A 23,845-nucleotide genomic window follows, 5' to 3' on the forward strand; every position below is an offset into this window, starting at 1 on the left:
GCTGCCTACCCGGTCGCGGACGAGAGGAGTGTTGGGAAGGCCCGGTCTTCGTCGAAGCGCTGCCGGCTCTGGAGGCAGTGGTGGAGTTGTCCGAGGAAGCGGTTGAGCAGGTGGCGCCGCTCTGGCGGGAGGCTTCTCGGGCCGGGCTGACCACAGGCATTGCCCGACACCCACGTCACCGCCACGGAACCCACCGGGTGGACAGCGGCGCCGGTCTCAGAGCGGGCCTCAAGGGCCAGAGAGGGCCAAGGCGTACCGCGGTCCGTCGCAAGCCGCTCGCTTCCCCCTTGCGGGCGCCGGTCCGAGCCGCTTACACCCTGGATTAGGCTGACCCCCGTGAAGGTCCTCGTCATCGGCAGCGGCGCCCGCGAACACGCCCTGTGCCACTCCCTGTCCCACGACCCCGACGTCACCGCGCTGCACTGCGCCCCCGGCAACGCCGGCATCGCCGAGGTCGCCGAGCTGCATCAGGTCGACGCCCTGGACGGCACGGCCGTCACCACGCTGGCCAGGCGGCTCGGCGCGGACCTCGTGGTCGTCGGCCCGGAGGCGCCGCTGGTCGCCGGTGTCGCCGACGCCGTCCGCGAGGCCGGCATCCCGGTCTTCGGCCCGTCCGGCCGGGCCGCTCAGCTCGAGGGCTCCAAGGCCTTCGCGAAGGACGTCATGGCGGCGGCCGAGGTTCCCACGGCGCGGTCGTACGTCTGTACGACCCCTGAGGAGGTCGACACGGCCCTCGACGCCTTCGGCGCTCCGTACGTGGTCAAGGACGACGGGCTCGCCGCCGGCAAGGGCGTCGTCGTCACCGACGACATCGAGACGGCCAGGGCGCACGCCACCGCCTGCGAGCGCGTGGTCATCGAGGAGTACCTCGACGGCCCCGAGGTCTCCCTGTTCGCCGTCACCGACGGCGAGACGGTCGTGCCGCTCCAGCCCGCCCAGGACTTCAAGCGCGCGCTGGACGGCGACGAGGGCCCGAACACCGGCGGCATGGGGGCGTACTCCCCGCTGCCGTGGGCCGACCCGAAGCTGGTCGACGAGGTGATGCAGACCGTCCTCCAGCCGACGGTGGACGAGATGAAGCGCCGTGGCACACCGTTCTCCGGGCTGCTCTACGCCGGTCTCGCGATCACCTCCCGCGGCGTGCGCGTGATCGAGTTCAACGCCCGCTTCGGCGACCCCGAGACCCAGGTCGTCCTGGCCCGGCTGAAGACGCCGCTGGCCGGTCTCCTGATGGCCGCGGCCACCGGCAACCTCGCCCATCTGGAGCCGCTGCGCTGGAGCGACGACGCGGCCGTGACCGTGGTCGTCGCCTCGCACAACTACCCCGGCACCCCGCGCACCGGCGACCCGATCACCGGTCTCGACGAGGTCGCCGCCCAGGACGCGCCGCACGCGTACGTGCTGCACGCCGGCACCAAGCGTGACGGTGACGCGATCGTGAGCGCCGGTGGCCGCGTCCTGTCCGTCACGGCCACCGGCAAGGACCTCGCCGAGGCCCGCGACCGCGCCTACACGGCCGTCGGCCGCATCCGCCTCGACGGCTCCCAGCACCGCACGGACATCGCCGCGAAGGCGGCCGGCGCGTAACCGACCGTCAACACCGGCACCCCTCGTCACGCCAACGTGGGAAACCATCCCGCTCGGTGAACCCCGCAGGCCCCGGATCCGTCTCAGGATCCGGGGCCTGAAGTTTTCGGTATGCCGGGCCTGATCCTCGCTGTCCGTCATCCACCTTTCCCCAAAGCCATTCCATCGAGTGACCGATGTTCTATCCGGCTGACGGGGGGTGGAGCCCCAACTAGGGTGCGGCGCAAGCGTTCGGGCACTTGGCCCACCGGCATTGCGATGTCAGTGGCGGGTGCCACAGTGGGGGAGTGAGCAAGGAAAGCGTCAGGTCAACGGGGAGGGGGTGAGGTCGGTCGTGACCGGAATGGGTGTCGAGGCAGGCGCACAGGCCGCGCGGGCACGGGCACTGGTCGTGCTGCGCATCCGCAGCCGCGCGCTGGCCGTCGCCCTGCTGCCCGCCGCCGTCGCCGTGATCCTGCTCGCGGGCGCCGCCGGCGGCCGTCTCGTCGGCCCCGGCTGGAATGCCGCCCGCTGGATCCTCACGCCGGTCGCGGTCCTCGTGCTGCTCGCCGCCGGCGGCGTCGCCCTGGTCGTCGTCCGGGCCCGGCCCGCCATGAGCCCGACCATCCCGATCGCCGAGGAATCGGCCCCCGACCTGTACCGGATGGTGCGCGACCTCGCCGATCGTCTCGACGTCCCCGCGCCCTCCGCCATAGCGCTCACGCCGGACTGCGACAGCTGGCTGGAGGACCGCACCCATCGGGCCCACGGCCCGCCCCCCGCCGAGGAGCACGACGACATAGCGGGCGGCGGCAGACACCCGCACCGCCGGCACCCGGTCGCACCGGTCCTCGTCATCGGCTCCCCCTTCCTGTGGTGGATGCGGGTCGGCGAGCTGCGCGCGGTCCTCGCCCCGGTCGTCGCCGGTACGGGCCCCTCGGCGCACCCGGACATAGCCGCCGCCCGGCGCTTCGTGCGAGGTCTGGACGCCGCGGTGGCCGTGGCCTCGGCGCCGGAGCGCGGGCCGGTGTCGCGGGCCGTGCTGGCCGGTGTCGGCTGGGTGGCCCGGCTGCTGCTGCGCAGTTGCCGTGTGCACGCCTCCGAGATGGAGCGGGGCGTGGCGGCCGCGGCCGCGGAGCGTGCACAGGCTGTGGATTACGGGCTGCGGATCGTCGCCCAGGAGCAGGTGGGCCTGGCGTACGCGGGCTGGGACCGGCTGCTGACCCGGGTCGCGCTGCCCGCCTGGCGGATGGGCCGCTGGCCGTCCCGGCTCGACGCCGGCGTGGTGGCCGCGCTCACGGAGCTGTCCCGGCGCGACCGCCTGGCCGAGGGCTTCGCGTCCCGACTCGGTGAGCGGCCCGCCTGCGATCTGCTGGAGGAGCCGGGCGTGGTCGACGAAGCGGCCTCTCTCCTCGCCGCGCGCCTCTTCCACGGCGGCCCGGCGGGGCCCGGTCCCGACTGGTCACCGGTCGGCTGGAGCGAGTATCCGGAGGAGGTCGTGGACCGCAAGTGGCGCGTCGACGCGGCCCGGCTCCACCGGGTCCTGGACTCCATGGGCGTCCGCCCGGCCCCGGGAAGCCCGGCCCCGCACACCGGCGGCCCGACGCTGTCCCGCGTCCTCGACCACCTGACGGACCGGGCCGGAGAGATGCCCTTCGCCACCCGGAGCCCCGAACCACCCCCGGACGACGAAGAGGACCTCTCCGGCACGACCCCGCGCAGCGCCACCCTCGCCGCCCGCCTCAGAGCCGAACTGTCCCGCGAGGAAGCCACCGCGACGCCGGGCCCGCCGACTGCCGCCGCCTCGACCACAGCCACCTCGGCCACCACCCCGTCGAGCGCCGCCCCGCCGCCCACCTCCCCCTCGGCCACGGCCCCGCCGCCCACCAGCCCCCCGCCCACCCCGGCCCCCGCAGCCCTCTGGGACGACCGGACCCTCCCCCTCTCGCCTCTCCAGCCGCCGCGCACGGCCCGTGAACTGCTCGCCGACCACCTCACGGCGATGATCTGCTGCGCCGCGATGGACACCGCGGGCGCGACACCGGGCCTGGACTGGCTGGACGGCCCGACCCTCCTCCACAACGGCGAGCGCACCGCCGACCTGGCGCCCAAGGTCCTCACCCTGATCGAGGACGGCGACTCCACTCCTCTGCGGGCCTGGCTGGCCGAACTGGGGATACGGCCGGAGAAGCCGGTCCGGCTCGGCTGACTCCGGACCCTCGGACCCCTGGACTCCGGGGGGAACGCCTGCCTCCGCTTCTGGCCAATTCGAAACGAACAGTAACGAAGTGCGCGCATTATGTGATGTGCTTGGACCGTTCGCGCACATGGCAAGAGCTTGCGACATACGACAAACACATAGGCACGAAGGAACCACACAGGTCGCAGCTCACCACATCGCACGCACAGCCACGGGGGCGAAGGGGAGGGGAAGCACCATGGGCTCGGAGCAGATCCGCCGCTGGGAGTCGGGAGCGCTGGCGCACGCCGTGACGGATCCTTTCGGACAGGGCCCCGTTCCGTGGCTGCGCGGAAACGTGACGTACTTCGACGACAGCGGCCACGTCGTCCCCTGGTACGTGGACCAGGATCCGGCCCGGGCCCCGAAGAAGGACAGCCGCTCCGGCGGCCCCCGCGCGGCCGACGACGTCCACCGCCAGATCAAGGGTTTCACCTCCACCGGCGCGGTCGCGCCCGGCGAGGCCATCGACTTCCACATCACCGTCGACCCACCCCAGGAGTTCGGCGTCGACATCTACCGCATCGGCCACTACGGCGGTGACGGCGCCGCGAAGATCACCACCAGCCCGCGCCTGTCCGGCATCGTGCAGCCCCCGCCGCTCACGGCGGACCGCACGGTCTCCTGCCACCACTGGTGGCTCTCCTGGCGGCTCCAGATCCCGTCGTACTGGAACACCGGCGCGTACGTCGCCGTCCTCACCACCGCCGACGGCTACCGCTCCCACGTCCCCTTCACGGTCCGCCACGACCTGCCCGCCGACCTGCTCCTCGTCCTGCCCGACATCACCTGGCAGGCGTACAACCTCTACCCGGAGGACGGCCGCACCGGCGCCAGCCTCTACCACGCCTGGGACGAGCAGGGCCGTCTGCTGGGCGAGTCCGAGGCCGCCACCACGGTCTCCTTCGACCGCCCGTACGCGGGCGCGGGCCTCCCCCTGCACGTCGGGCACGCCTACGACTTCATCCGCTGGGCCGAGCGCTACGGCTACGACGTCGCCTACGCGACCGCCGGTGACCTGCACGCGGGCCGCGTCGATCCCACCCGCTACCGCGGCCTGGTCTTCCCGGGCCACGACGAGTACTGGTCGGCCGCGATGCGCGGGGCCGTGGAGCGCGCCCGCGACGCCGGCACCTCGCTCGTCTTCCTCTCCGCCAACTCGATGTACTGGCAGGTGGAACTGGGCCCCTCCCCCTCCGGCATCCCCGACCGCCTGCTGACCTGCCGCAAACGCAGGGGCCCCGGCAAACCGGTGCTGTGGCGGGAGATCGACCGGGCGGAGCAGCAGCTCCTCGGCATCCAGTACGGAGGGCACGTCCCCGTGCCCCACCCCCTGATCGTGCGCAACGCGGGCCACTGGCTGTGGGAGGCGACCGGGGCGCACGAGGGGGACGAGATCGAGGGCCTGGTGGCGGGCGAAGCCGACCGCTACTTCCCGCGCACCCCGCTGCCCGAGCACGAGGAGCGGGTGCTGCTCGCCCACTCGCCGTACACGGACAAGGAGGGCACTGCCCGCCACCAGGAGACGTCCCTGTACCGCGCGCCCTCCGGCGCCTGGGTCTTCGCATCCGGAACGTTCGCCTGGACCCCGGCCCTGGACCGCCCCGGCCACATCGACGCCCGCGTCCAGCGGGCCACCGCAAACCTCCTGGACCGCATCTGCAAACGCGACTGACCCGCTGTCCGCGATGGCTCCCGCATACGGGAGAATCGACCCATTGGACATCACCACGGGGAGGAACCGTGTCCGGATTCGTAGAGAAGCCCGAGCCGATCCAGGTTCCGGGCCTGGTGCATCTGCACACCGGCAAGGTGCGCGAGCTGTACCAGAACGAGGCGGGCGACCTCGTGATGGTCGCCAGCGACCGCATCTCCGCATTCGACTGGGTGCTGCCGACGGAGATCCCCGACAAGGGCCGGGTCCTCACCCAGCTCTCCCTGTGGTGGTTCGACCAGCTCGCCGACCTGGTCCCGAACCACGTCCTGAGCACGGAACTGCCCGCGGGCGCCCCCGCCGACTGGGAGGGCCGCACGCTCGTCTGCAAGTCGCTCCGGATGGTCCCCGTGGAGTGCGTGGCCCGCGGCTACCTGACCGGCTCGGGCCTGGTCGAGTACAACGAGTCCCGCACGGTCTGCGGCCTCGCCCTCCCGGAGGGCCTGGTCGACGGCAGCGAGCTGCCCGCCCCGATCTTCACCCCGGCCACCAAGGCCGCCGTCGGCGAGCACGACGAGAACGTCTCCTACGAGGAGGTCGCCCGCCAGGTCGGCGCCGACACCGCCGCCCGGCTGCGCCAGGCGACCCTCGCCGTCTACTCCCGGGGCCGGGACATCGCCCGTGAGCGGGGCATCATCCTCGCGGACACGAAGTTCGAGTTCGGCTTCGACGGCGACGACCTGCTCCTCGCGGACGAGGTCCTCACCGCGGACTCCTCCCGCTTCTGGCCGGCCGACGCCTGGCAGCCGGGCCGCGCACAGCCGTCGTACGACAAGCAGTACGTCCGCGACTGGCTGACCTCGGCGGAGTCCGGCTGGGACCGCAAGAGCGAGCAGCCGCCGCCCGCGCTGCCGCAGCAGGTCGTCGACGCCACTCGCGCCAAGTACGTGGAGGCGTACGAGCGCCTGACCGGCACGAGCTGGACGTAGGACGCGCACGGAGAAAACCCGTGGACACGGAGAAGCCCCCCGGCCGGAGCCGGGGGGCTTCTCACTGGAGCGAACGACGAGGTTCGAACTCGCGACCTCAACCTTGGCAAGGTTGCGCTCTACCAACTGAGCTACGTTCGCATGCGCCGTGGCGCGGGAACCACTATACCCAACCTCGCTCCCGCGCGAGCCGCACCGCCGCATGCCGGTTCTCCGCCCCGAGTTTCGACACGGCCGACGACAGGTAGTTCCGCACGGTCCCCTGCGACAGGGCGGCCCGCTGAGCGATCTCCGCCACGGGCGCACCGTCGGCCGCGAGTTCCAGCACCTCGGCCTCCCGGGCGGTCAGCGGCGAGTCCCCGGCGGCGATGGCGTCGGCGGCCAACTCCGGGTCGACGTAACGGTTCCCGGCGTGCACCGTGCGGATGAGCTCCGCGAGCCGCTGCGCACTCACGGTCTTCGGCACGAACCCCCGCACCCCGGCCTCCAGCGCCCGCTTCAGATGCCCGGGCCGCCCGTGGCTGGTGACGATGAGCACCTTGCAGCCGGGCAGGTCGGTGCGCAGGGATGTGGCGACCTTCACACCGTCGGCGCCGGGCATCTGGAGATCCAGTACGGCGACGTCGGGCCGGTGCGCCCGGGCCATCGCGAGCGCCTCGGGCCCGGTGGCCGCCTCGGCGACGACGATGAGGTCGTCCTCCAGCGACAGCAGTGCGGCGAGCGCCCCGCGAATGAGGTGCTCGTCATCGGCGAGCAGCAGCCGCACCGGCTCCACGGCCGTCATGACGTGACCTCACTCACAGCGGGCACAGCGGGCACAGCGGGCACAGCGGCGAGGGACTCGCACGGGGCGGACTCCGACGGCAGCGGAATCTCCGCCGTCAGCCGGAACAGCCCCTCGCCCGCCGGCCCGGCCTCCAAGGTCCCGTCGATCTCCGCCAGCCGCTCCCGCAACCCGGCGAGCCCGGAGCCGGACGAGCCGGACGACCCGCCCCCGTCCCCGTCCCCCGCGACCCCGTCGTTCTCCACCGACAACACCACTCGCCCCTCCAGAACCCCCAGCCGCACCGCACACCACCGTGCGTCCCCGTGCCGCAGGACATTCGTCGCGGCCTCCCGCACGACCCACCCCAGGGCGGACTGCACCCCGGCCGGCAGCCCCGCCGGGGTCCGCCCGCGCACCGTGCAGTCGATCCCGGCCGCGGTCAGCACCCCTTGCGCACCGGCGAGTTCCGAGGCGAGATCGGCCTCCCGGTAGCCGCGCACGACCTCGCGGACCTCCCGCTGCGACTCGTGCGCGAGCCGCTGCACCTCGACCATCTGCGCCACGGCCTCCGGCCGCCCCCGCTGGGCGAGCTGCACTGCCAGTTCGCTCTTGAGCGCGATCACGGCGAGGTTGCGCCCCATGACGTCGTGCAGATCCCGCCCGAACCTGAGCCGCTCCTCGGCGACGGCGAGCCGGGCCCGGGTCTCGCGGGCCTCGTCGAGTTCGTAGACGGCGTTGAGCAGCCACACGGAGAAGACAGCCGTGAAGGCGATGAACACGCTGCCGACCAGCACGATCGACGCGGTGAACAGCGCCGTGAGGGCGGAGGCGCCGAGCGCGGACGTCACGACCCAGGTGCCTGCCGCGAAGCCGGCCGCGATGCCGAAGGCGCGCCGCCGGTCGCGCACACCGAGCGCGATGATGCCGGGACCGAAGATCAGGATCACTCCGAAGACCCCACCGGCGGCGGTGTCGACGTCTTCGCCTCCGGGTCCGTGCTCGGCGATGCCGATCGCGGCGACGGAGGCCGCGGCGGTGACGGCGGCCAGGGTCCACATCAGCCCGACGGGCTGGGGCCTGCGGCCACGCGTCCAGTCCACCGCCCGCGACACGGTCACGAAGGCGAGGGTGGCGTGCACGGCCACCACCACCATGACGGCACCACCGAGCCGTGCCCCCAGCGGGGCCGCGGACGTGAGTCCGACGGAGAAGAACTCCATCACCGCGAAGAAGTAGAACGACCACCGCGTGTACGTCTCGACCTTCTCCGGTGTGCTCTTCCGCCGCCACCACCTGCCCGGCCCGCGCATCAGCCCGTCACTCCCCCTTCGGTCAGCGCCGCGGTTCCCAGCGGAACCACCGCCGTACAGCAAACACCGCGATGAGGATCCAGGCCATCGCCGTCGCGAGGGCGCCCAGCGCCTCGGAGGCCGGCAGATCGCCGGTCCAGCCGCCGCGCACCAGGGTGACGACGGGGGTCAGCGGCAGCAGTTCGCAGACGGAGGCCAGCCGGTCGGGCATCAGCTCCAGCGGGAGGAACATGCCGGAGCCCATCATCGACACGAGCAGCAGCGGCATGGGCGTGACCTGGGCGCTCTCGCCGGTCCGCGTCACGGCGGCGGTCGCCGCTGCGAGGGCCGCGCACATCACGAGCCCCAACAGCAGTCCGACGACGGCCAGATGGGGCGCGGACGGCGCGGACAGGTCCAGCAGCACCGAACAGCCCACGGCCAGCAGCAGGCACTGCGCGAGTCCGGTGAGGGCGGCCGGCAGCGCGGAGCCGGCGAGGATCTCGACGTCCCGCAGCTCACCGGTGCGCAGCCGCTTGAGGACGAGTTCCTCACGCCGGACGACGAAGGCGCCGACGAGCACCGAGTAGACGGCGAACAGCAGGGAGAAGCCGACCGCGGCGGGCAGCACCAGGGTGCCGGTGTTCAGCCCGGCTTCGGCGAGGTCCATCTCCTCGGCCGCCGACCGCACGCTGAGCGGCATCACCAGCGGGACGAACAGCGCCGCGACCAGCGCGCCCCTGGTCCGCCCGAGCAGGGTCAGTTCGGCGCGGGCGAGGGCGGTCATCCGGCTCAGCGCAGTGGTCGCCGCCGGTGCCGGGCGGGGCGTCGTGCGGATGGTGCTCATGCCGCGTACTCCTTCGTCGTCGGGCCCGTGGCCCGGCCCGCGGAGACCTCCTTGGCGATACGGAGGAACGCCTCCTCCAGGGAGGCCGGCCGCACGTCCAGGCGGCGCAGTTCCACCCGGGCCCGCGCGGCCCACAACAGCAGTTCGGTGGCCGTCCGCTGCAGCTCGTGGGTGCGGAGCCGGACGGTCCGGCCGTCGGTCTCGTGCCCGGTGACGCCCAGCTCGCCGAGCGGCGGGAGATCGCCGACGAAGTAGCCGTCGGGCAGGTCGAAGGAGATCCGCGACGGTTCGGCGGCGGTCACCTCGGCCGGGGTTCCGGTGGTGGCGATGCGGCCCTCGTGCATGATCGCCAGCCGGTCGGCGAGGTTCTCGGCCTCCTCCAGGTAGTGCGTGGTCAGCAGCACCGTCGTACCGCCGTCGCGCAGCGCGCTCACCAACTCCCAGGTCTCGCGGCGGCCTTCGGCGTCCAGCCCGGTGGTCGGCTCGTCCAGGAAGAGCACCTCGGGGGCGCCGAGCAGCGCGAGCGCCAGGTCCAGCCGGCGCCGCTGACCGCCGGACAGCTGCTTGACCCGGATGCCGGCTTTCGACTCCAGCCCGACCAGCGCCAGGACCTCCGCCGGCGGCCGCGCCCCGCTCACACAGCCCGCCCACATCCGGGCGGTCTCCGCGACGGTCAGCTCGGACGGGAAGCCGCCCTCCTGGAGCATCACGCCGGTGCGCGGCCGGACGAGGGCCCGGTCGGTGTACGGGTCGTGCCCGAGGACCCGGACCCGCCCGCCCGACGGCGCCGCGAGTCCCTCCAGCAGTTCGACGGTCGAGGTCTTGCCCGCGCCGTTGGTGCCCAGCAGGGCGAAGATCTCCCCGCGTCGCACGGAAAAGGTGATTCCGCTGACCGCCTCGAACCCGCCCCCGTACACACGTCGCAGGTCAGTGACCTCTATCACGTGTTCGTGTCCGTTGGTTTCCATGTCTTCAGCGTCCCGGCCCCGCGGCCGGGGAAGCAGTGCGCGCTGTCATCACTCGGCATGACAAATGTCAGAAGGCAGGGGAGCAAACACGAAGAAGACCCCGGTCCATCAGGACCGGGGTCTCATTCCCGAGCGGACGACGAGGCTCGAACTCGCGACCTCAACCTTGGCAAGGTTGCGCTCTACCAACTGAGCTACGTCCGCATATGCTCCCGATCGGCTCTCACCGATCGGTGCGGGCACCAGCCTACCTGATCCACATGAGTGGTCGGTACTGGCGATGCAGAGCGGGTGACAGGAATCGCACACTGCGCCTTCCCCCTGGAAGGGGGATGTTCTACTACTGAACTACACCCGCATGTTTCCGTGAGCCGGGCCTTTCGGCCTCGCCCCTCGGCGTGCTCCAGACTCTAGCTGATCAGCCGGGGTGCTGCGCAAGTCGGTTGCCGCGAGGGGCGGGTGACCGGTCGTCCGTCCGGGTCTCACCGGGCCGTCACTGGGCGGCGGTGAACGCCTCGTAGACCTTCTTGGGGATGCGCCCGCGTGCGGGGACCTCCATCTTGTGGGCCTGGGCCCAGGCCCGCACGGCCGACGGGTCGGGGGCGACCTCCGTCTGCCGGTACGCCCGGCCCGAGCGGGACCGCTTGCGGCCGGCCTCCACGTAGGGCGCGAGCGCCTTCCGCAGTTCGCCGGCATTGACTTCGTTCAAGTCGATCTCGTACGACTTGCCGTCCAGTCCGAAGGCGATCGTTTCCGCCGCTTCCGAGCCGTCGATGTCGTCAAAGAGAGTGACCACGACCTTCTGCGCCACGAATATCGGTCCCTTCCTGCGGCACTTGCCAATTCATTTCTACAGTGCCTGGCAATGCATTGTGAAATCCGACTAAATCCTTCCGCGTGTCCAAAATCAAGAGGGGAGCGGAGCGACTTCGTTGGAAGGGTGGTGGCGGGAGACGGGTGGGCGCAATAGGTTTCGGGCGTCGACCCGGAATCTTTCCCGGAAATTTTCGTGTGTGGGTCCGTCGATGCAGGATCGTGATGACCGTCACGTAGTTTCCTACAAGTCGACGCGCGTAGAATTTTTGTGCGGGTAGTCTGAAGGAACCTGCTCAGCACCACACACCGGGAGTGCCAGTGGCACGCGTCGTAGTCGACGTCATGCTCAAGCCGGAGATCCTCGACCCCCAGGGCCAGGCGGTGCAGCGCGCACTGCCGCGGCTGGGTTTCGAAGGGATCTCGGACGTCCGCCAGGGAAAGCGTTTCGAACTGGAAGTTGACGGGCCGGTCGACGAGGCCGCCCTCGCCCGCATTCACGATCTTGCGGAGTCCTTCCTCGCGAACACCGTGATCGAGGACTTCACGGTCCGGGTCGAGGAAGTCGCGGAGGCCGTGAAGTGACCGCTCGTATTGGCGTCGTCACTTTCCCAGGCAGTCTGGACGACCGGGACACGCAGCGCGCGATCCGCCTCGCGGGCGCCGAGCCGGTCGCCCTGTGGCACAAGGACAAGGACCTCAAGCAGGTCGACGCCGTGGTGCTGTGCGGTGGTTTCTCCTACGGCGACTATCTGCGCGCCGGGGCCATCGCCCGTTTCTCGCCGGTCATGGAGCCGCTGATCGAGCAGGCGAAGGCCGGCCTGCCGGTCCTCGGCATCTGCAACGGCTTCCAGATCCTCACCGAGGCCCATCTGCTGCCCGGCACGATGCTGCGCAACAACCACCTGCACTTCATCTGCCGTGACCAGAAGCTGCGGGTGGAGAACGCCGAGACGGCCTGGACCAGCGACTACACCGCCGGCCAGGAGATCCACATCCCGCTGAAGAACATCGACGGGCAGTACGTCGCCGACCAGCGCACGCTGGACACGCTGGAGTCCGAGGGCCGGGTCGCCTTCCGGTACCTGGACGTCAACCCCAACGGCTCGAACAACGACATCGCGGGCGTCACCAACGAGGCCGGCAACGTCGTAGGCCTCATGCCGCACCCCGAGCACGCCGTCGAGCCGCTGATCGGCACCGGTCGTACCGACGGCCTCCCGTTCTTCACCTCGATCCTCAAGAAGCTGGTCAACGCATGAGCCGGACGCCTCTGGACACGGTCGAGCACGCGGCCGCGACCCCCGACGTCGAGCTGCCCTGGGCCGAACTGGGCCTGAAGAAGGACGAGTACGAGAGGGTCGTGGAGATCCTCGGCCGCCGGCCCACCGGGGCCGAGCTCGCCATGTACTCGGTGATGTGGTCGGAGCACTGCTCGTACAAGAGCAGCAAGGTGCACCTGCGCCAGTTCGGCGAGAAGGCGCCCGAGAACGACGCCCTGCTCGTCGGCATCGGCGAGAACGCCGGTGTCGTGGACGTCGGCCAGGGCTACGCGGTCACCTTCAAGGTCGAGTCGCACAACCACCCGTCGTACGTCGAGCCCTACCAGGGCGCGGCCACGGGTGTCGGCGGCATCGTCCGCGACATCATCGCGATGGGTGCGCGCCCGGTCGCCGTCGTGGACCCCCTCCGTTTCGGCGCGGCCGACCACCCCGACACCAAGCGCGTCCTGCCGGGTGTCGTCGCGGGCATCGGCGGCTACGGCAACTGCCTGGGCCTGCCCAACATCGGCGGCGAGGTCGTCTTCGACTCCTGCTACCAGGGCAACCCGCTGGTCAACGCCGGGTGCATCGGTGTGATGCGGCACGAGGACATCCACCTGGCGAAGGCGTCCGGCGCGGGCAACAAGGTCATCCTGTACGGGGCTCGTACGGGTGGTGACGGCATCGGCGGCGCGTCGATCCTGGCGAGTGAGACCTTCGACGACGCCAAGCCCTCCAAGCGCCCCGCCGTCCAGGTCGGCGACCCCTTCCAGGAGAAGCTCCTCATCGAGTGCACCCTGGAGGCCTTCAAGGAGAAGCTGGTCGTCGGCATCCAGGACCTGGGTGCGGCGGGCCTGTCCTGCGCCACCAGCGAGCTGGCCTCCAACGGCTCCGGCGGCATGCGTGTGACGCTGGACGACGTCCCCCTGCGCGACTCGACGCTCTCGCCCGAGGAGATCCTCATGAGCGAGTCGCAGGAGCGCATGTGCGCGGTCGTCGAGCCGGAGAAGGTCGACCGCTTCCTGGAGATCTGCGAGAAGTGGGACGTCATCGCCACCGTCATCGGTGAGGTGACCGACGGCGACCGCCTGGAGATCTACTGGCACGGCGGCAAGATCGTCGACGTCGACCCGCGCACGGTGGCCCACGAGGGCCCGGTCTACGAGCGCCCGTACGCCCGCCCGTCCTGGCAGGACGCCCTCCAGGCGGACGACGCGAACAAGCTGCCCCGGCCTGCGACGAGCGAGGAGCTGAAGGACCAGGTCCTGAAGCTGGTCGGCTCCCCGAACCAGGCGTCCAAGTCCTGGATCACCTCCCAGTACGACCACTTCGTGCAGGGCAACACGGTCCTCGCCCAGCCCGAGGACTCCGGCATGATCCGGATCGACGAGGAGACCGGCCTCGGCGTGGCCCTCGCCACGGACGGCAACGGCCGGTACGCCAAGCTCGACCCGTACACGGGCGCGCAGCTCGCGCTGGCGGAGGCCTACCGGAACGTGGCGACGACCGGCGCCAAGCCGCTCGCCGTCTCCGACTGCCTGAACTTCGGCTCGCCCGAGGACCCGGCGGTGATGTGGCAGTTCGCGGAGGCCGTGCGCGGTCTGGCGGACGGCTGCCTGCAGCTGGGCACCCCGGTGACCGGCGGCAACGTCTCGCTCTACAACCAGACGGGCGAGGCGGCCATCCACCCGACCCCGGTGGTCGCGGTCCTGGGCGTCATCGACGACGTGACCCGCCGCACGCCGGTCGCCTTCCAGGAGGAGGGGCAGCTGCTCTACCTCCTCGGCGACACGCGTGAGGAGTTCGGCGGTTCGGCCTGGTCGCAGGTCGTCCACGACCACCTCGGCGGTCTGCCGCCCAAGGTCGACCTGGAGCGTGAGCGGCTGCTCGCGGAGATCCTGATCGCCGCCTCCCGCGACGGCATGATCGACTCGGCGCACGACCTGTCCGACGGCGGTCTCATCCAGGCGGTCGTCGAGTCGGCGCTGCTCGGCGGCAAGGGCGCGCGTCTGATCGTCCCGGACGGTCTGGACGCCTTCACCTTCCTCTTCTCCGAGTCGGCGGGCCGCGCGGTCGTGGCCGTGCCGCGTTCGGAGGAGGTCCGCTTCAACGACATGTGCGGTGCGCGGGGCCTGCCGGTCACCCGTATCGGTGTCGTGGACGGCGACTCGGTGGATCTCCAGGGCGAGTTCACGCTCTCCCTCGCGGAGCTGCGCGAGCTCCACGAGGGGACGATCCCGGCGCTGCTGGCGTAGCCACGCATCACGAAGGCCCCGCCCCGCCTGTCATGGCGACGGGCGGGGCTTTCGCATGTCCGGACGCGTATCGGGGACCGTCCCGAGATTGCACGCAATTACGTAGTTCCGTAATCTCCTCAGAGTGGAACTGGAACAACGTGTCGCCGATCTCGAACGACGGCTGGCCGCCCTGGAAGGCGCCCACCGCGCCGGACCCCGCCTCGACGCAGGCGACTTCTGGGCCCTGAACGGGCTGAAGGAGCAGCTGTCCGAGCTGGGGGCCGCCGACGGCGGTGTCCTCTACACCGGCTCCGTACGCCTGCCGACGGGCGAGCAGTACGCGTGGCAGACGGGGGCCCTGACGGAGGGGCTGCTGGAGGACGACTGGACACCGGTCGCCGAGTCGTTCGCGGCACTCGGCCACCCGGTCCGGCTCCGGCTGCTGCGCGAGGTCCTCGGCGGCCGGCGCACCGCGGCGGAGCTCGCCGAGCTGGACGAGGTCGGGACGACCGGCCAGATCTACCACCACCTGCGCCAGCTGACCGGAGCCGGCTGGCTGCACACGACCGGCCGGGGCCGCTACGAGGTGCCGCCGGGGCGGGTCGTACCGCTGCTGGTGGCGGTGGCGGTGGCGACAGCGCGGCCCTGAACGACTGAACCCGTGACAGACCGAACCCGTTCACCGACCGGACCGGAGGAACGATGTCCGTACGCAAATCAGCCAAGGTCACCTACCGCGCCCTGCAACTGGCGTTTCTCGGCCTGGTGGTCGCCCACGCCGCGCTGGACCTGGGCTACCCGTGGTGGTGGAACTTCCTGCCGATCGCCCTGGCCTACGTCATCCTCAGCGTGGCCAACAGGTGGGGCGGCGCACCGGACAGCCCGCGCGCGGCCCGGGAACCGGTCGAGGTCCAGCCGCCCGTCACCGGCCGCTGGACCGCGCTGAACAGCCCGGCCGACCGCACCCCGAGCCACGGCACGCACGCCTACGGCCAGACCTACGCCATCGACGTCGTCGCCGAGCCCGAGCCGGGCGCCCGCCCGGGCTTCAGCCGGCTGTGGCCGCTCGCGCGCCGCAACAGCGCCTTCCCCGCCTACGGTGCCCCGCTCCTCGCGGTCGCCGACGGCACCGTTGTGCGGGCCGCCGACGGCCAGCGCGACCACCTCAGCCGTACGTCGCCGCTCGCGCTGCTGTACCTGATGGTCCTGGAGGCGTCCGTGCGCGACCTGTCCGGTGCCGGACGCGTCGTCGGCAACCACGTCGTCCTCGACCTCGGCAACGGCACCTACGCGCTCTACGCCCATCTCCAGCGCGGCTCGCTCACCGTCCGCGAGGGGGACCGGGTGACCGCCGGACAGCAGCTCGCCCGCTGCGGCAACTCGGGCAACTCCACCGAGCCCCACCTCCACTTCCAGCTGATGGACGGCCCCGACCTCGACATCGCCCGAGGCATTCCCTTCACCTGGCGCGGCATCGGCGTCCCCCGCAACGGCGAGACATTCGAGACGCCCGCGACGGCCTCGCAGCCCGCATAGGCTGATCTCCATGCCCCCGGCCAGGAAGCGCGCCCGCCGCTACGACCCCGTCAAGATCCGCACCGCGGTGTTCACCCAGTTCGGGCACGTGCGGGAGGCCGTACGCACCCTCACCGCCGAGCAGCTCGCGCTGCCCACCCGGCTGGGGGACTGGACGGTACGGGAGCTCGCCGCGCACGTGACCATGGCCGTGGAGACCGTCAGCCGCAACCTGGAGCGCGCGGAGCCGGCGAAACCGGAGCTCGCCCTTGTCGACTGGCCCTTCGCCACCGCCGCCCGCGCCGGTGACATCGCCGACGGCACCCGCGATCTCGCCGCCGCCACCCCCGACCTCGACGCCCTCTACGCGCACACCGAGGAGCGTCTCAGGCAGAAGCTGGCGGACGCGCCCGGCGAGCGCGTCCTCGCCGCCCGCACCGGCGCCATCACCCTCGCCGACTACCTGGTCACCCGCACCGTCGAACTCGTCGTCCACACCGACGACCTGAACGCCGCCGTCCCCGGCCTCGACATCCCCTGTGACCGCCAGGCCCTCGCCGCCTGCACCCGCCTCCTCGCCGACGCCCTCGCCGCCAAGGCACCCGGCGGCTCCACCGAGGTGCGGATCCCGCCGTACGCCGTGGTGCAGTGCGTGGCGGGCCCGAGGCACACCCGGGGCACCCCGCCCAGCGTGGTCGAGACGGACCCGCTGACCTGGATCCGGCTCGCGACCGGGCGGCTGGCCTGGGCCCAGGCGCTCCAGGACGCCCGCGTGAGCGCCGGCGGCGAGCGGGCGGATCTTTCGGCCCACCTGCCACTGATGGCATAAGGGGAACCGATCCCCCCGGGTCTCCCGTCGAAGTGGCATGGACAGGCAGAAGCAGCGCATGACCCTGACGGCCGCCGCCATGCTCGTCCCGCTCATGGCGGCCTGCGGCAACGAGAAGACGGACGCCGGCAGCGGTTCGGTCGGTGCCGGGAAACCGGCGACGGTGACGGGCGTGCGGTGGAACGTGGACAGCGTCACCGCCGGCGGAAAGACGCAGAAGGCCCCCTCCGGCGCCCATGTGACCCTCGACAAGGGCCGGGCCGAAGGCAGCCTCGGCTGCAACAAGTTCGGCGCCCCGGCCACCGTCGAAGGCGACCGCGTCCGGCTCGGCAGGACCATGTCCACGGAGATGGCCTGCGAGAACAAGCCCATGGAGTTCGAGCAGACCCTCGCCCGCACGCTCTCCGGCCGGGAGTTCGAGGCTCAGGCGGACGGCGACCGCCTCACCCTCACCACCGGCCAGGGCGACACCGTCCGCCTGACCAAGGCGAAGGACGCCCCGCTGAGCGGCACCCAGTGGACCGTCACGGCCCCCGACACCGACGGCCGCGCCCACCTCACCTTCGACACGAAGAAGGGCACCGTCTCCGGCAGCCTCGGCTGCAACAAGGTCCACGCCGAGGCCACCGTCCGCGACGGCCATATCACCCTCGGCCGCCCGGCCACGACCCGAATGATGTGCGAAGACTCACTCATGTCCGACGAGAAGGCCCTGCTGCGACTTTTCGACGGGAAGCTGAAGTACGCAGTCGATCACCAAACCCTGACGCTGACCAGCGAGAACGGCACGCGTGTGCGAGCCGTCGCCGCGTAGTGATCCACTGAAAAGTCCGGTATCCCCAATTCGGACCAGTGGACGACCTCGCCTACACTCGGTGGCGTGCCACGTGGTGACGGACGACTCAACCACGACCTGCTCCCCGGTGAGAAGGGCCCCCAGGACGCTTGCGGCGTCTTCGGTGTCTGGGCTCCGGGCGAAGAGGTCGCCAAGCTCACGTACTTCGGGCTCTACGCCCTCCAGCATCGAGGCCAGGAATCCGCGGGAATCGCGGTCAGCAACGGCTCGCAGATCCTCGTCTTCAAGGACATGGGCCTCGTTTCCCAGGTCTTCGACGAGACCTCACTCGGTTCGCTCCAGGGTCACATCGCGGTCGGTCACGCCCGCTACTCGACCACCGGCGCCTCCGTGTGGGAGAACGCCCAGCCGACGTTCCGCGCGACCGCGCACGGCTCCATCGCGCTCGGTCACAACGGCAACCTCGTCAACACCGCCCAGCTCGCCGAGATGGTCGCCGACCTGCCCAAGCAGGAGGGCGGCCGTACGCCGCGCGTGGCGGCCACCAACGACACCGACCTGCTCACCGCGCTCCTCGCGGCCCAGGTCGACGAGGACGGCAAGCCGCTGACCATCGAGGAGGCGGCCGGCGAGGTGCTGCCCCAGGTGCGCGGTGCCTTCAGCCTCGTCTTCATGGACGAGAACACGCTCTACGCCGCCCGTGACCCGCAGGGCATCCGCCCCCTGGTCCTCGGCCGGCTGGAGCGAGGCTGGGTCGTGGCCTCGGAGTCCGCGGCCCTCGACATCTGCGGCGCCGCCTACGTCCGCGAGATCGAGCCGGGCGAGTTCGTCGCCATCGACGAGAACGGCCTGCGCACCTCCCGATTCGCGGAAGCGAAGCCCAAGGGCTGTGTCTTCGAGTACGTCTACCTCGCCCGCCCCGACACCGACATCGCCGGCCGGAACGTCTACCTCTCCCGTGTGGAGATGGGCCGCAAGCTGGCGAAGGAGTCCCCGGTCGAGGCCGACCTGGTGATAGCGACCCCGGAGTCCGGCACCCCGGCGGCCATCGGTTACGCCGAGGCCTCCGGCATCCCCTTCGGCGCCGGCCTGGTGAAGAACGCCTACGTCGGCCGTACGTTCATCCAGCCCTCGCAGACCATCCGCCAGCTGGGCATCCGCCTGAAGCTGAACCCGCTGAAGGAAGTCATCAAGGGCAAGCGCCTGGTCGTCGTCGACGACTCGATCGTGCGCGGCAACACCCAGCGGGCCCTGGTCCGCATGCTCCGCGAGGCGGGCGCCGCCGAGGTCCACATCCGGATCTCCTCCCCGCCCGTGAAGTGGCCCTGCTTCTTCGGCATCGACTTCGCCACCCGCGCCGAGCTCATCGCCAACGGCATGACGATCGAGGAGATCGGCACCTCCCTGGGCGCCGACTCCCTGGCCTACATCTCCATCGACGGCATGATCGAGGCGACCACCATCGCCAAGCCGAACCTGTGCCGCGCCTGCTTCGACGGCGAGTACCCGATGGAGCTCCCGGACCCCGAGCTGCTCGGCAAGCAGCTCCTGGAGACGGAGCTGGCCGCCGGCCCGGCCGCCACGGCCGCCGCCGACGCGATCCGCCGCCCGTAGGCGGCCCGCACTACCTGCTGTACGACACGAAGGTTCTCATTAGCCATGTCTGAGACAACTGGTGCCAGCTACGCAGCCGCGGGCGTCGACATCGAAGCGGGCGACCGCGCCGTCGAGCTGATGAAGGAGTGGGTGAAGAAGGCCCAGCGCCCCGAGGTCCTCGGCGGCCTCGGCGGCTTCGCCGGACTCTTCGACGCCTCCGCCCTGAAGAACTACGAGCGGCCCCTGCTCGCCTCCGCCACCGACGGCGTCGGCACCAAGGTGGACATCGCCCGCCAACTGGGCGTCTACGACACCATCGGCCACGACCTGGTCGCCATGGTCATGGACGACATCGTGGTGTGCGGCGCCGAGCCGCTGTTCATGACCGACTACATCTGCGTCGGCAAGGTCCACCCCGAGCGCGTCGCCGCCATCGTCAAGGGCATCGCCGAGGGCTGTGTGCTGGCCGGCTGCGCCCTGGTCGGCGGCGAGACGGCCGAACACCCGGGCCTGCTGGGCGAGGACGACTTCGACGTCGCCGGCGCCGGTACGGGCGTCGTGGAGGCCGACCGGCTGCTCGGCGCGGATCGTATCCGGACGGGTGACGCGGTGATCGCCATGGCGTCCTCCGGACTTCACTCGAACGGGTACTCGCTGGTCCGGCACGTCCTGCTGAACCAGGCCGGTCTCGCGCTGGACACCCACGTCGACGAGCTCGGCCGCACCCTCGGCGAGGAGCTGCTGGAGCCGACGAAGATCTACTCGCTGGACTGCCTGGCCCTGATGCGCACCACCGAGGTGCACGCCTTCAGCCACGTCACCGGCGGCGGACTCGCGGCCAACCTCGCCCGGGTCGTCCCGGACGAGCTGCACGCGATCGTCGATCGCTCCACCTGGACCCCGGGCCCGGTCTTCGACCTCGTCGGCAAGACGGGCAACGTCGAGCGCCTGGAGCTGGAGAAGACGCTGAACATGGGCGTCGGCATGATCGCGATCGTGCCGCAGGAGTCCACGGACGTGGCCCTGACGACCCTGGCCGACCGCGGCGTGGACGCCTGGGTGGCCGGAGAGATCACGGACCGGGGCGAGCACACCACTGGTGCCGCCCTGATCGGTGACTACGCGAACTGACGCACGGGGGGTTGCACCCCTGCGGGACCTTGCAGGCAGCACAGAACCCGGTCGGTGACCTTCCGTCACCGACCGGGGACATGCTCAGTGCAAGGTCAAGCGCCGCGACGGTGTTGCGAGGACTGGCCGTCCTCGTCTTCGTCGTCGTCCTCGTAGAGGTCGGCGTACCGTGCGTACAGGTCGTCGTCCTGATCATCGTCCTCGAACGGCCCGCCGTTAGGCGGCTGCGGATTCGAAGGCGATGCACCCAGCTCCTCGGCCAGGCGTGAGAGGTCAGTCCCACCGCTGTTGTACTTCAGCTGGCGGGCGACCTTCGTCTGCTTGGCCTTGGCCCGGCCGCGCCCCATGGCTCGACCCCCTCAACGACGGGGCTCGACGGCCCCAGAGTCTTGACACGCGTTCATGGTCCGGAACGGCCTCTCCGCAGAGAGACCGGTCCGTAGGGCTCCCACGGTACCTGAGCCCGCGCCCATACGGTACGTCGCCCGCATGACGTGCCCGCGCCCAGGACCTTCGAGGCGCCCCGTCCTCGCTGGTCAACCGCGATTTTAACCACTTATCGGCGGTCGACCCGCCGGTAGAAGTGAGAGTTCTCTCTAACTGCCCACCGACGGGTACCGGCCAAACGTACGAGGGCGCTCCCGAATCAGTGCGCCCGGCGGGCCGCGGCCGCGTCGTGCATGCGCTGCTCGGCGATCCGGTCCGCCGCGGCGGCCGGCGGAATGCCGTCTTCCTTCGCACGTGCGAATATGGCCAGCGTCGTGTCGAAGATCTTCGCCGCCTTCGCCTTGCACCGCTCGAAGTCGAAGCCGTGCAGTTCGTCGGCCACCTGGATGACACCGCCGGCGTTCACCACGTAGTCCGGCGCGTAGAGGATCCCGCGGTCGGCGAGGTCCTTCTCCACGCCCGGGTGGGCGAGCTGGTTGTTGGCCGCGCCGCAGACCACCTCGGCGGTCAGCACCGGCACGGTGTCGTCGTCCAGCGCCCCGCCCAGCGCGCAGGGGGCGTAGATGCCCAGCCCGTCGATGCGGATCAGCTCGTCGGTGTCCTTCACGGCCATGACGTCCCGGTGCCGCTCGGTGATCCGCCGTACGGCGTCCTCGCGTACGTCCGTGACGAAGACCTCGGCGCCCTCCTTCACCAGGTGCTCCACCAGGTGGTGGCCGACCTTGCCGACGCCGGCGATGCCGATGCGCTTCGCGCGCAGCGAGGGGTCGCCCCACAGGTGCTGCGCGGAGGCCCGCATGCCCTGGTAGACGCCGTAGGCGGTGAGGACGGAGGAGTCACCGGCGCCGCCGTTCTCCGGGGAGCGGCCCGTGGTCCAGCGGCACTCGCGGGCCACGACGTCCATGTCGGCGACGTATGTGCCGACGTCGCAGGCGGTGACGTACCGGCCGCCGAGGGAGGCGACGAACCGGCCGTAGGCGAGGAGGAGCTCCTCGGTCTTGATCCGCTCCGGGTCGCCGATGATCACCGCCTTGCCGCCGCCGTGGTCCAGACCGGCCATGGCGTTCTTGTACGACATCCCACGGGCGAGGTTCAGCGCGTCGGCGACGGCCTCGGTCTCGTTCGCGTACGAGTAGAAGCGCGTACCGCCGAGCGCGGGGCCCAGGGCGGTGGAGTGGATGGCGATGACGGCCTTGAGGCCGCTCGCGCGGTCCTGGCAGAGCACGACTTGCTCATGTCCTCCCTGGTCCGAGTGGAACAGGGTGTGCAGTACATCAGCAGGTGCGCCGGTTACGTCGGTCACTGTGGTGACTCCTGAGTAGTTGCGGCGGGTGGAGACCAGCCTCCGTGTGGGTGGCGGGGGCCGTTGAGCATGAGATTAGAGCCTGAGGGGCCCGCCGACCGCACAGTGCTCAGGATCACCTCCGACCGGAGTACACCCGTGCGACGATTTGCATAGATTTCCCGCGCGTTTGTGAGTGGGTTCCGCAGGTTTTCGCGACGGTGCGCGGGGGAGGGAGCAGGCGTGCCCAAGGTGTCCTCGGTGATCGTCCCCTACGCGACCTATCTGCGCGTGTACGAACCGCTGGCCGCCTTCGCCGAGCCTGAGCGCAGTCACTGGGCCCGCTACGCCCGCCGCCCGGACCGGCCCTCGTACCAGGACGAACTCCGCCGTGCGCTGGCGGACTTGGCACCCACCCCGCCGGTCCTGGTGCCGGTGCACGAGAGCGAGGACGCCTTCGTGCTGGACGTCGACGGCGTCGTCTGCGTCTGCCCCTGGCGCACCCGGCTGCGCGGCTGGCAGGCCCTGGAGGAGCTCTCCGAGGAGCTGCCGCCGCCGGTCCTGGACGCGGTCCTGCCGCCCTTCCTGCGCCGCCAGGCCGCCCAGGACTACGAGCGCTGGCTGGCGGTGAACCCGGACGCCCGGCCGTGGATCCGTACGGCGACCTGGCAGGTGCCGATCAGCTGGTTCGTGCTGGTCGCCGACGAGGAGCGCGAGTACGACAAGGGCGACAGCGAGGACAGCCCGCCGGTGCTGCGTTACCGCACGCCCATGGTGCAGGCCCGGCGGCGGGTGGCCCGGGGCCTGCGGGCCCTGAAGGAGGCCATGGACGAGGGGCCGCTGATCGACGGCCTGGTGGACGTCGGGCGCTGGCTGGAGGAGTTCCATCCGCGCTCGCTCGTGGAGCTGGACTACGGCGGCCTGGTGCACGCCGTACCGGCCGGGACGCTGGAGGACGACCACTCGGCGGCGGACGTGGCCGAGGGGATCGCCGCGCTGCGCCGGGGCGACGGGGCGGCCGCCGGGGAGGCGTACGCCCGGCTGGTGACCCGGTGGCGTTCCGTACGGGATCTTCGGTCGGCGAACTGACCTCCGACCCGACCTCTGACCTTCGGTTCCTACGGACCGCTTGTGACCGGTCACGAACAGACGTTTGACGTACCGCCCGTTTTGGGGTTACGTCCTCGCACCGACGTTTCCGAAATGCTCTGTGCGTCTACTGACGCCTTGTCAACAAGGGACGTAGGTTCCGATCCGGGCGTACCTCTCAAGTAGGCCAAACGTGACGGACTGCACGTACATGACCCTTGCGCCCCTTGCCCCTCCTCATGCCAAAATAGGACAAGGAGTCCGGGGGGCTCCTTCCGTCCCGTTGTGCTGCATCGTGGGCGGAATCTCAGCATTGCACGCTTTGGGGGGTCTGGTGACTCCTGATCGTCCTGTGACTGATCGTCACAGTGGCGTGACTGTCCGCTATGGCATGGTCCATCGGCTTCCGTCGCTGATGAACACCTGGGAGGGCAATTCCATCGGTTTGGCCGACGCGGCTGGACAGATGGTGTAGTTGTAGTGCCGAGGACAAGCCGTTCGTCCTATAACCGACTCGACTCGCGTCCGCC

At 70.9% G+C, this 23,845-nt stretch carries 21 protein-coding genes and 3 tRNA genes; 14 read left to right on the top strand and 10 right to left on the bottom strand.

Features of this window, described 5'->3' with window-relative positions; all coding sequences use genetic code 11:
* Nucleotides 1-336: 336 nt before the first annotated feature.
* From purD to ACFZDA_RS30630, 4 genes are all read left to right on the top strand, one after another.
* Nucleotides 337-1,587, top strand: coding sequence for a phosphoribosylamine--glycine ligase (purD, locus tag ACFZDA_RS30615; protein WP_391087924.1), 1,251 nt, complete (start codon nt 337-339; stop codon nt 1,585-1,587).
* A gap of 343 nt (nt 1,588-1,930) precedes the next feature.
* Entirely contained in the window at nt 1,931-3,775 is a 1,845-nt protein-coding gene (locus ACFZDA_RS30620) for a hypothetical protein (RefSeq protein WP_391088129.1), read from the top strand.
* Between the two features lie 229 nt (nt 3,776-4,004).
* On the top strand, nt 4,005-5,480 hold the full coding sequence (locus ACFZDA_RS30625; protein WP_391087927.1) for a N,N-dimethylformamidase beta subunit family domain-containing protein: 1,476 nt from the start codon (nt 4,005-4,007) through the stop codon (nt 5,478-5,480).
* 68 nt (nt 5,481-5,548) lie between these two features.
* Nucleotides 5,549-6,448 (top strand): phosphoribosylaminoimidazolesuccinocarboxamide synthase, encoded by a 900-nt coding sequence (locus ACFZDA_RS30630; protein ID WP_391087931.1) that lies wholly within the window; start codon nt 5,549-5,551, stop codon nt 6,446-6,448.
* A 65-nt stretch (nt 6,449-6,513) separates the two neighbouring features.
* Here the strand turns inward: ACFZDA_RS30630 and ACFZDA_RS30635 are convergent.
* From ACFZDA_RS30635 to ACFZDA_RS30670, 8 genes are all read right to left on the bottom strand, one after another.
* A tRNA-Gly gene (locus tag ACFZDA_RS30635) sits at nt 6,514-6,589 on the bottom strand.
* 22 nt (nt 6,590-6,611) lie between these two features.
* Nucleotides 6,612-7,232: a response regulator gene (locus ACFZDA_RS30640; protein WP_391087933.1), complete on the bottom strand. Its 621-nt coding sequence runs from the start codon at nt 7,230-7,232 to the stop codon at nt 6,612-6,614.
* Nucleotides 7,229-8,524 carry a histidine kinase gene (locus tag ACFZDA_RS30645; RefSeq protein ID WP_391087937.1) on the bottom strand — a complete coding sequence of 432 codons (1,296 nt, stop codon included), beginning with the start codon at nt 8,522-8,524 and terminating at the stop codon, nt 7,229-7,231. Before ACFZDA_RS30645 ends, ACFZDA_RS30640 begins: the two co-directional genes overlap by 4 nt.
* A 22-nt stretch (nt 8,525-8,546) precedes the next feature.
* The gene (locus ACFZDA_RS30650) at nt 8,547-9,350 is read right to left on the bottom strand and encodes an ABC transporter permease (RefSeq protein ID WP_391087941.1); all 804 of its coding nucleotides are present in this window, start codon (nt 9,348-9,350) and stop codon (nt 8,547-8,549) included.
* The gene (locus ACFZDA_RS30655; protein ID WP_391087944.1) at nt 9,347-10,318 is read right to left on the bottom strand and encodes an ATP-binding cassette domain-containing protein; all 972 of its coding nucleotides are present in this window, start codon (nt 10,316-10,318) and stop codon (nt 9,347-9,349) included. The genes ACFZDA_RS30650 and ACFZDA_RS30655 overlap by 4 nt, the downstream gene beginning before the upstream one ends.
* Before the next feature lie 131 nt (nt 10,319-10,449).
* Nucleotides 10,450-10,522: transfer RNA gene (locus ACFZDA_RS30660), tRNA-Gly, on the bottom strand.
* 82 nt (nt 10,523-10,604) lie between these two features.
* Nucleotides 10,605-10,676: transfer RNA gene (locus ACFZDA_RS30665), tRNA-Gly, on the bottom strand.
* 135 nt (nt 10,677-10,811) lie between these two features.
* Nucleotides 10,812-11,129, bottom strand: a complete 318-nt coding sequence (locus ACFZDA_RS30670) for a histone-like nucleoid-structuring protein Lsr2 (RefSeq protein WP_391087946.1) — start codon at nt 11,127-11,129, stop codon at nt 10,812-10,814.
* Nucleotides 11,130-11,452: 323 nt separating this feature from the next.
* Between ACFZDA_RS30670 and purS the strand changes: the two genes are divergently transcribed.
* The 9 genes from purS to purM all read left to right on the top strand — a co-directional run bounded on the left by purS (nt 11,453) and on the right by purM (nt 20,497).
* On the top strand, nt 11,453-11,716 hold the full coding sequence (gene purS, locus ACFZDA_RS30675; protein WP_010045045.1) for a phosphoribosylformylglycinamidine synthase subunit PurS: 264 nt from the start codon (nt 11,453-11,455) through the stop codon (nt 11,714-11,716).
* The gene (gene purQ, locus ACFZDA_RS30680; RefSeq protein ID WP_391087949.1) at nt 11,713-12,393 is read left to right on the top strand and encodes a phosphoribosylformylglycinamidine synthase subunit PurQ; all 681 of its coding nucleotides are present in this window, start codon (nt 11,713-11,715) and stop codon (nt 12,391-12,393) included. Before purS ends, purQ begins: the two co-directional genes overlap by 4 nt.
* Complete coding sequence (gene purL, locus ACFZDA_RS30685; RefSeq protein WP_391087952.1) at nt 12,390-14,648, top strand: phosphoribosylformylglycinamidine synthase subunit PurL; 2,259 nt, start codon at nt 12,390-12,392, stop codon at nt 14,646-14,648. The genes purQ and purL overlap by 4 nt, the downstream gene beginning before the upstream one ends.
* A 124-nt stretch (nt 14,649-14,772) precedes the next feature.
* On the top strand, nt 14,773-15,279 hold the full coding sequence (locus ACFZDA_RS30690) for a helix-turn-helix domain-containing protein (RefSeq protein WP_391087955.1): 507 nt from the start codon (nt 14,773-14,775) through the stop codon (nt 15,277-15,279).
* Nucleotides 15,280-15,332: 53 nt separating this feature from the next.
* Nucleotides 15,333-16,166, top strand: a complete 834-nt coding sequence (locus ACFZDA_RS30695; protein WP_391087958.1) for a peptidoglycan DD-metalloendopeptidase family protein — start codon at nt 15,333-15,335, stop codon at nt 16,164-16,166.
* A gap of 10 nt (nt 16,167-16,176) precedes the next feature.
* Nucleotides 16,177-16,974, top strand: coding sequence for a sterol carrier family protein (locus ACFZDA_RS30700; protein WP_391087961.1), 798 nt, complete (start codon nt 16,177-16,179; stop codon nt 16,972-16,974).
* 37 nt (nt 16,975-17,011) lie between these two features.
* Nucleotides 17,012-17,788: an META domain-containing protein gene (locus ACFZDA_RS30705; protein ID WP_391087965.1), complete on the top strand. Its 777-nt coding sequence runs from the start codon at nt 17,012-17,014 to the stop codon at nt 17,786-17,788.
* A gap of 66 nt (nt 17,789-17,854) precedes the next feature.
* Nucleotides 17,855-19,384, top strand: a complete 1,530-nt coding sequence (gene purF / locus ACFZDA_RS30710) for an amidophosphoribosyltransferase (protein ID WP_391087967.1) — start codon at nt 17,855-17,857, stop codon at nt 19,382-19,384.
* A gap of 45 nt (nt 19,385-19,429) precedes the next feature.
* Complete coding sequence (purM, locus tag ACFZDA_RS30715) at nt 19,430-20,497, top strand: phosphoribosylformylglycinamidine cyclo-ligase (protein ID WP_391087970.1); 1,068 nt, start codon at nt 19,430-19,432, stop codon at nt 20,495-20,497.
* A 95-nt stretch (nt 20,498-20,592) separates the two neighbouring features.
* Here purM and ACFZDA_RS30720 read toward each other — a convergent pair whose 3' ends face one another.
* Together ACFZDA_RS30720 and ACFZDA_RS30725 are read right to left on the bottom strand one after the other, a co-directional pair.
* Entirely contained in the window at nt 20,593-20,844 is a 252-nt protein-coding gene (locus tag ACFZDA_RS30720) for a DUF3073 family protein (protein WP_391087973.1), read from the bottom strand.
* 299 nt (nt 20,845-21,143) lie between these two features.
* Complete coding sequence (locus tag ACFZDA_RS30725) at nt 21,144-22,247, bottom strand: Glu/Leu/Phe/Val dehydrogenase dimerization domain-containing protein (RefSeq protein WP_391087976.1); 1,104 nt, start codon at nt 22,245-22,247, stop codon at nt 21,144-21,146.
* Between the two features lie 222 nt (nt 22,248-22,469).
* Between ACFZDA_RS30725 and ACFZDA_RS30730 the strand changes: the two genes are divergently transcribed.
* Nucleotides 22,470-23,315 (top strand): hypothetical protein, encoded by an 846-nt coding sequence (locus ACFZDA_RS30730; protein WP_391087979.1) that lies wholly within the window; start codon nt 22,470-22,472, stop codon nt 23,313-23,315.
* Nucleotides 23,316-23,845 lie beyond the last annotated feature (530 nt).

The sequence above is a fragment of the Streptomyces sp. NPDC007991 genome (assembly GCF_042958445.1).
GTDB lineage: Bacteria > Actinomycetota > Actinomycetes > Streptomycetales > Streptomycetaceae > Streptomyces.

What these genes read in the sequence shown, in the direction of transcription:
- ACFZDA_RS30645 (WP_391087937.1), bottom strand. Translation starts at nt 8,524, where the DNA reads ATGCGCGGGCCGGGCAGGTGGTGGCGGCGGAAGAGCACACCGGAGAAG.
- ACFZDA_RS30720 (WP_391087973.1), bottom strand. Translation starts at nt 20,844, where the DNA reads ATGGGGCGCGGCCGGGCCAAGGCCAAGCAGACGAAGGTCGCCCGCCAG.
- ACFZDA_RS30695 (WP_391087958.1), top strand. Translation starts at nt 15,333, where the DNA reads ATGTCCGTACGCAAATCAGCCAAGGTCACCTACCGCGCCCTGCAACTG.
- ACFZDA_RS30625 (WP_391087927.1), top strand. Translation starts at nt 4,005, where the DNA reads ATGGGCTCGGAGCAGATCCGCCGCTGGGAGTCGGGAGCGCTGGCGCAC.
- purM (WP_391087970.1), top strand. Translation starts at nt 19,430, where the DNA reads ATGTCTGAGACAACTGGTGCCAGCTACGCAGCCGCGGGCGTCGACATC.
- ACFZDA_RS30620 (WP_391088129.1), top strand. Translation starts at nt 1,931, where the DNA reads ATGGGTGTCGAGGCAGGCGCACAGGCCGCGCGGGCACGGGCACTGGTC.
- purL (WP_391087952.1), top strand. Translation starts at nt 12,390, where the DNA reads ATGAGCCGGACGCCTCTGGACACGGTCGAGCACGCGGCCGCGACCCCC.
- ACFZDA_RS30640 (WP_391087933.1), bottom strand. Translation starts at nt 7,232, where the DNA reads ATGACGGCCGTGGAGCCGGTGCGGCTGCTGCTCGCCGATGACGAGCAC.
- ACFZDA_RS30705 (WP_391087965.1), top strand. Translation starts at nt 17,012, where the DNA reads ATGGACAGGCAGAAGCAGCGCATGACCCTGACGGCCGCCGCCATGCTC.
- ACFZDA_RS30650 (WP_391087941.1), bottom strand. Translation starts at nt 9,350, where the DNA reads ATGAGCACCATCCGCACGACGCCCCGCCCGGCACCGGCGGCGACCACT.
- ACFZDA_RS30700 (WP_391087961.1), top strand. Translation starts at nt 16,177, where the DNA reads ATGCCCCCGGCCAGGAAGCGCGCCCGCCGCTACGACCCCGTCAAGATC.
- ACFZDA_RS30655 (WP_391087944.1), bottom strand. Translation starts at nt 10,318, where the DNA reads ATGGAAACCAACGGACACGAACACGTGATAGAGGTCACTGACCTGCGA.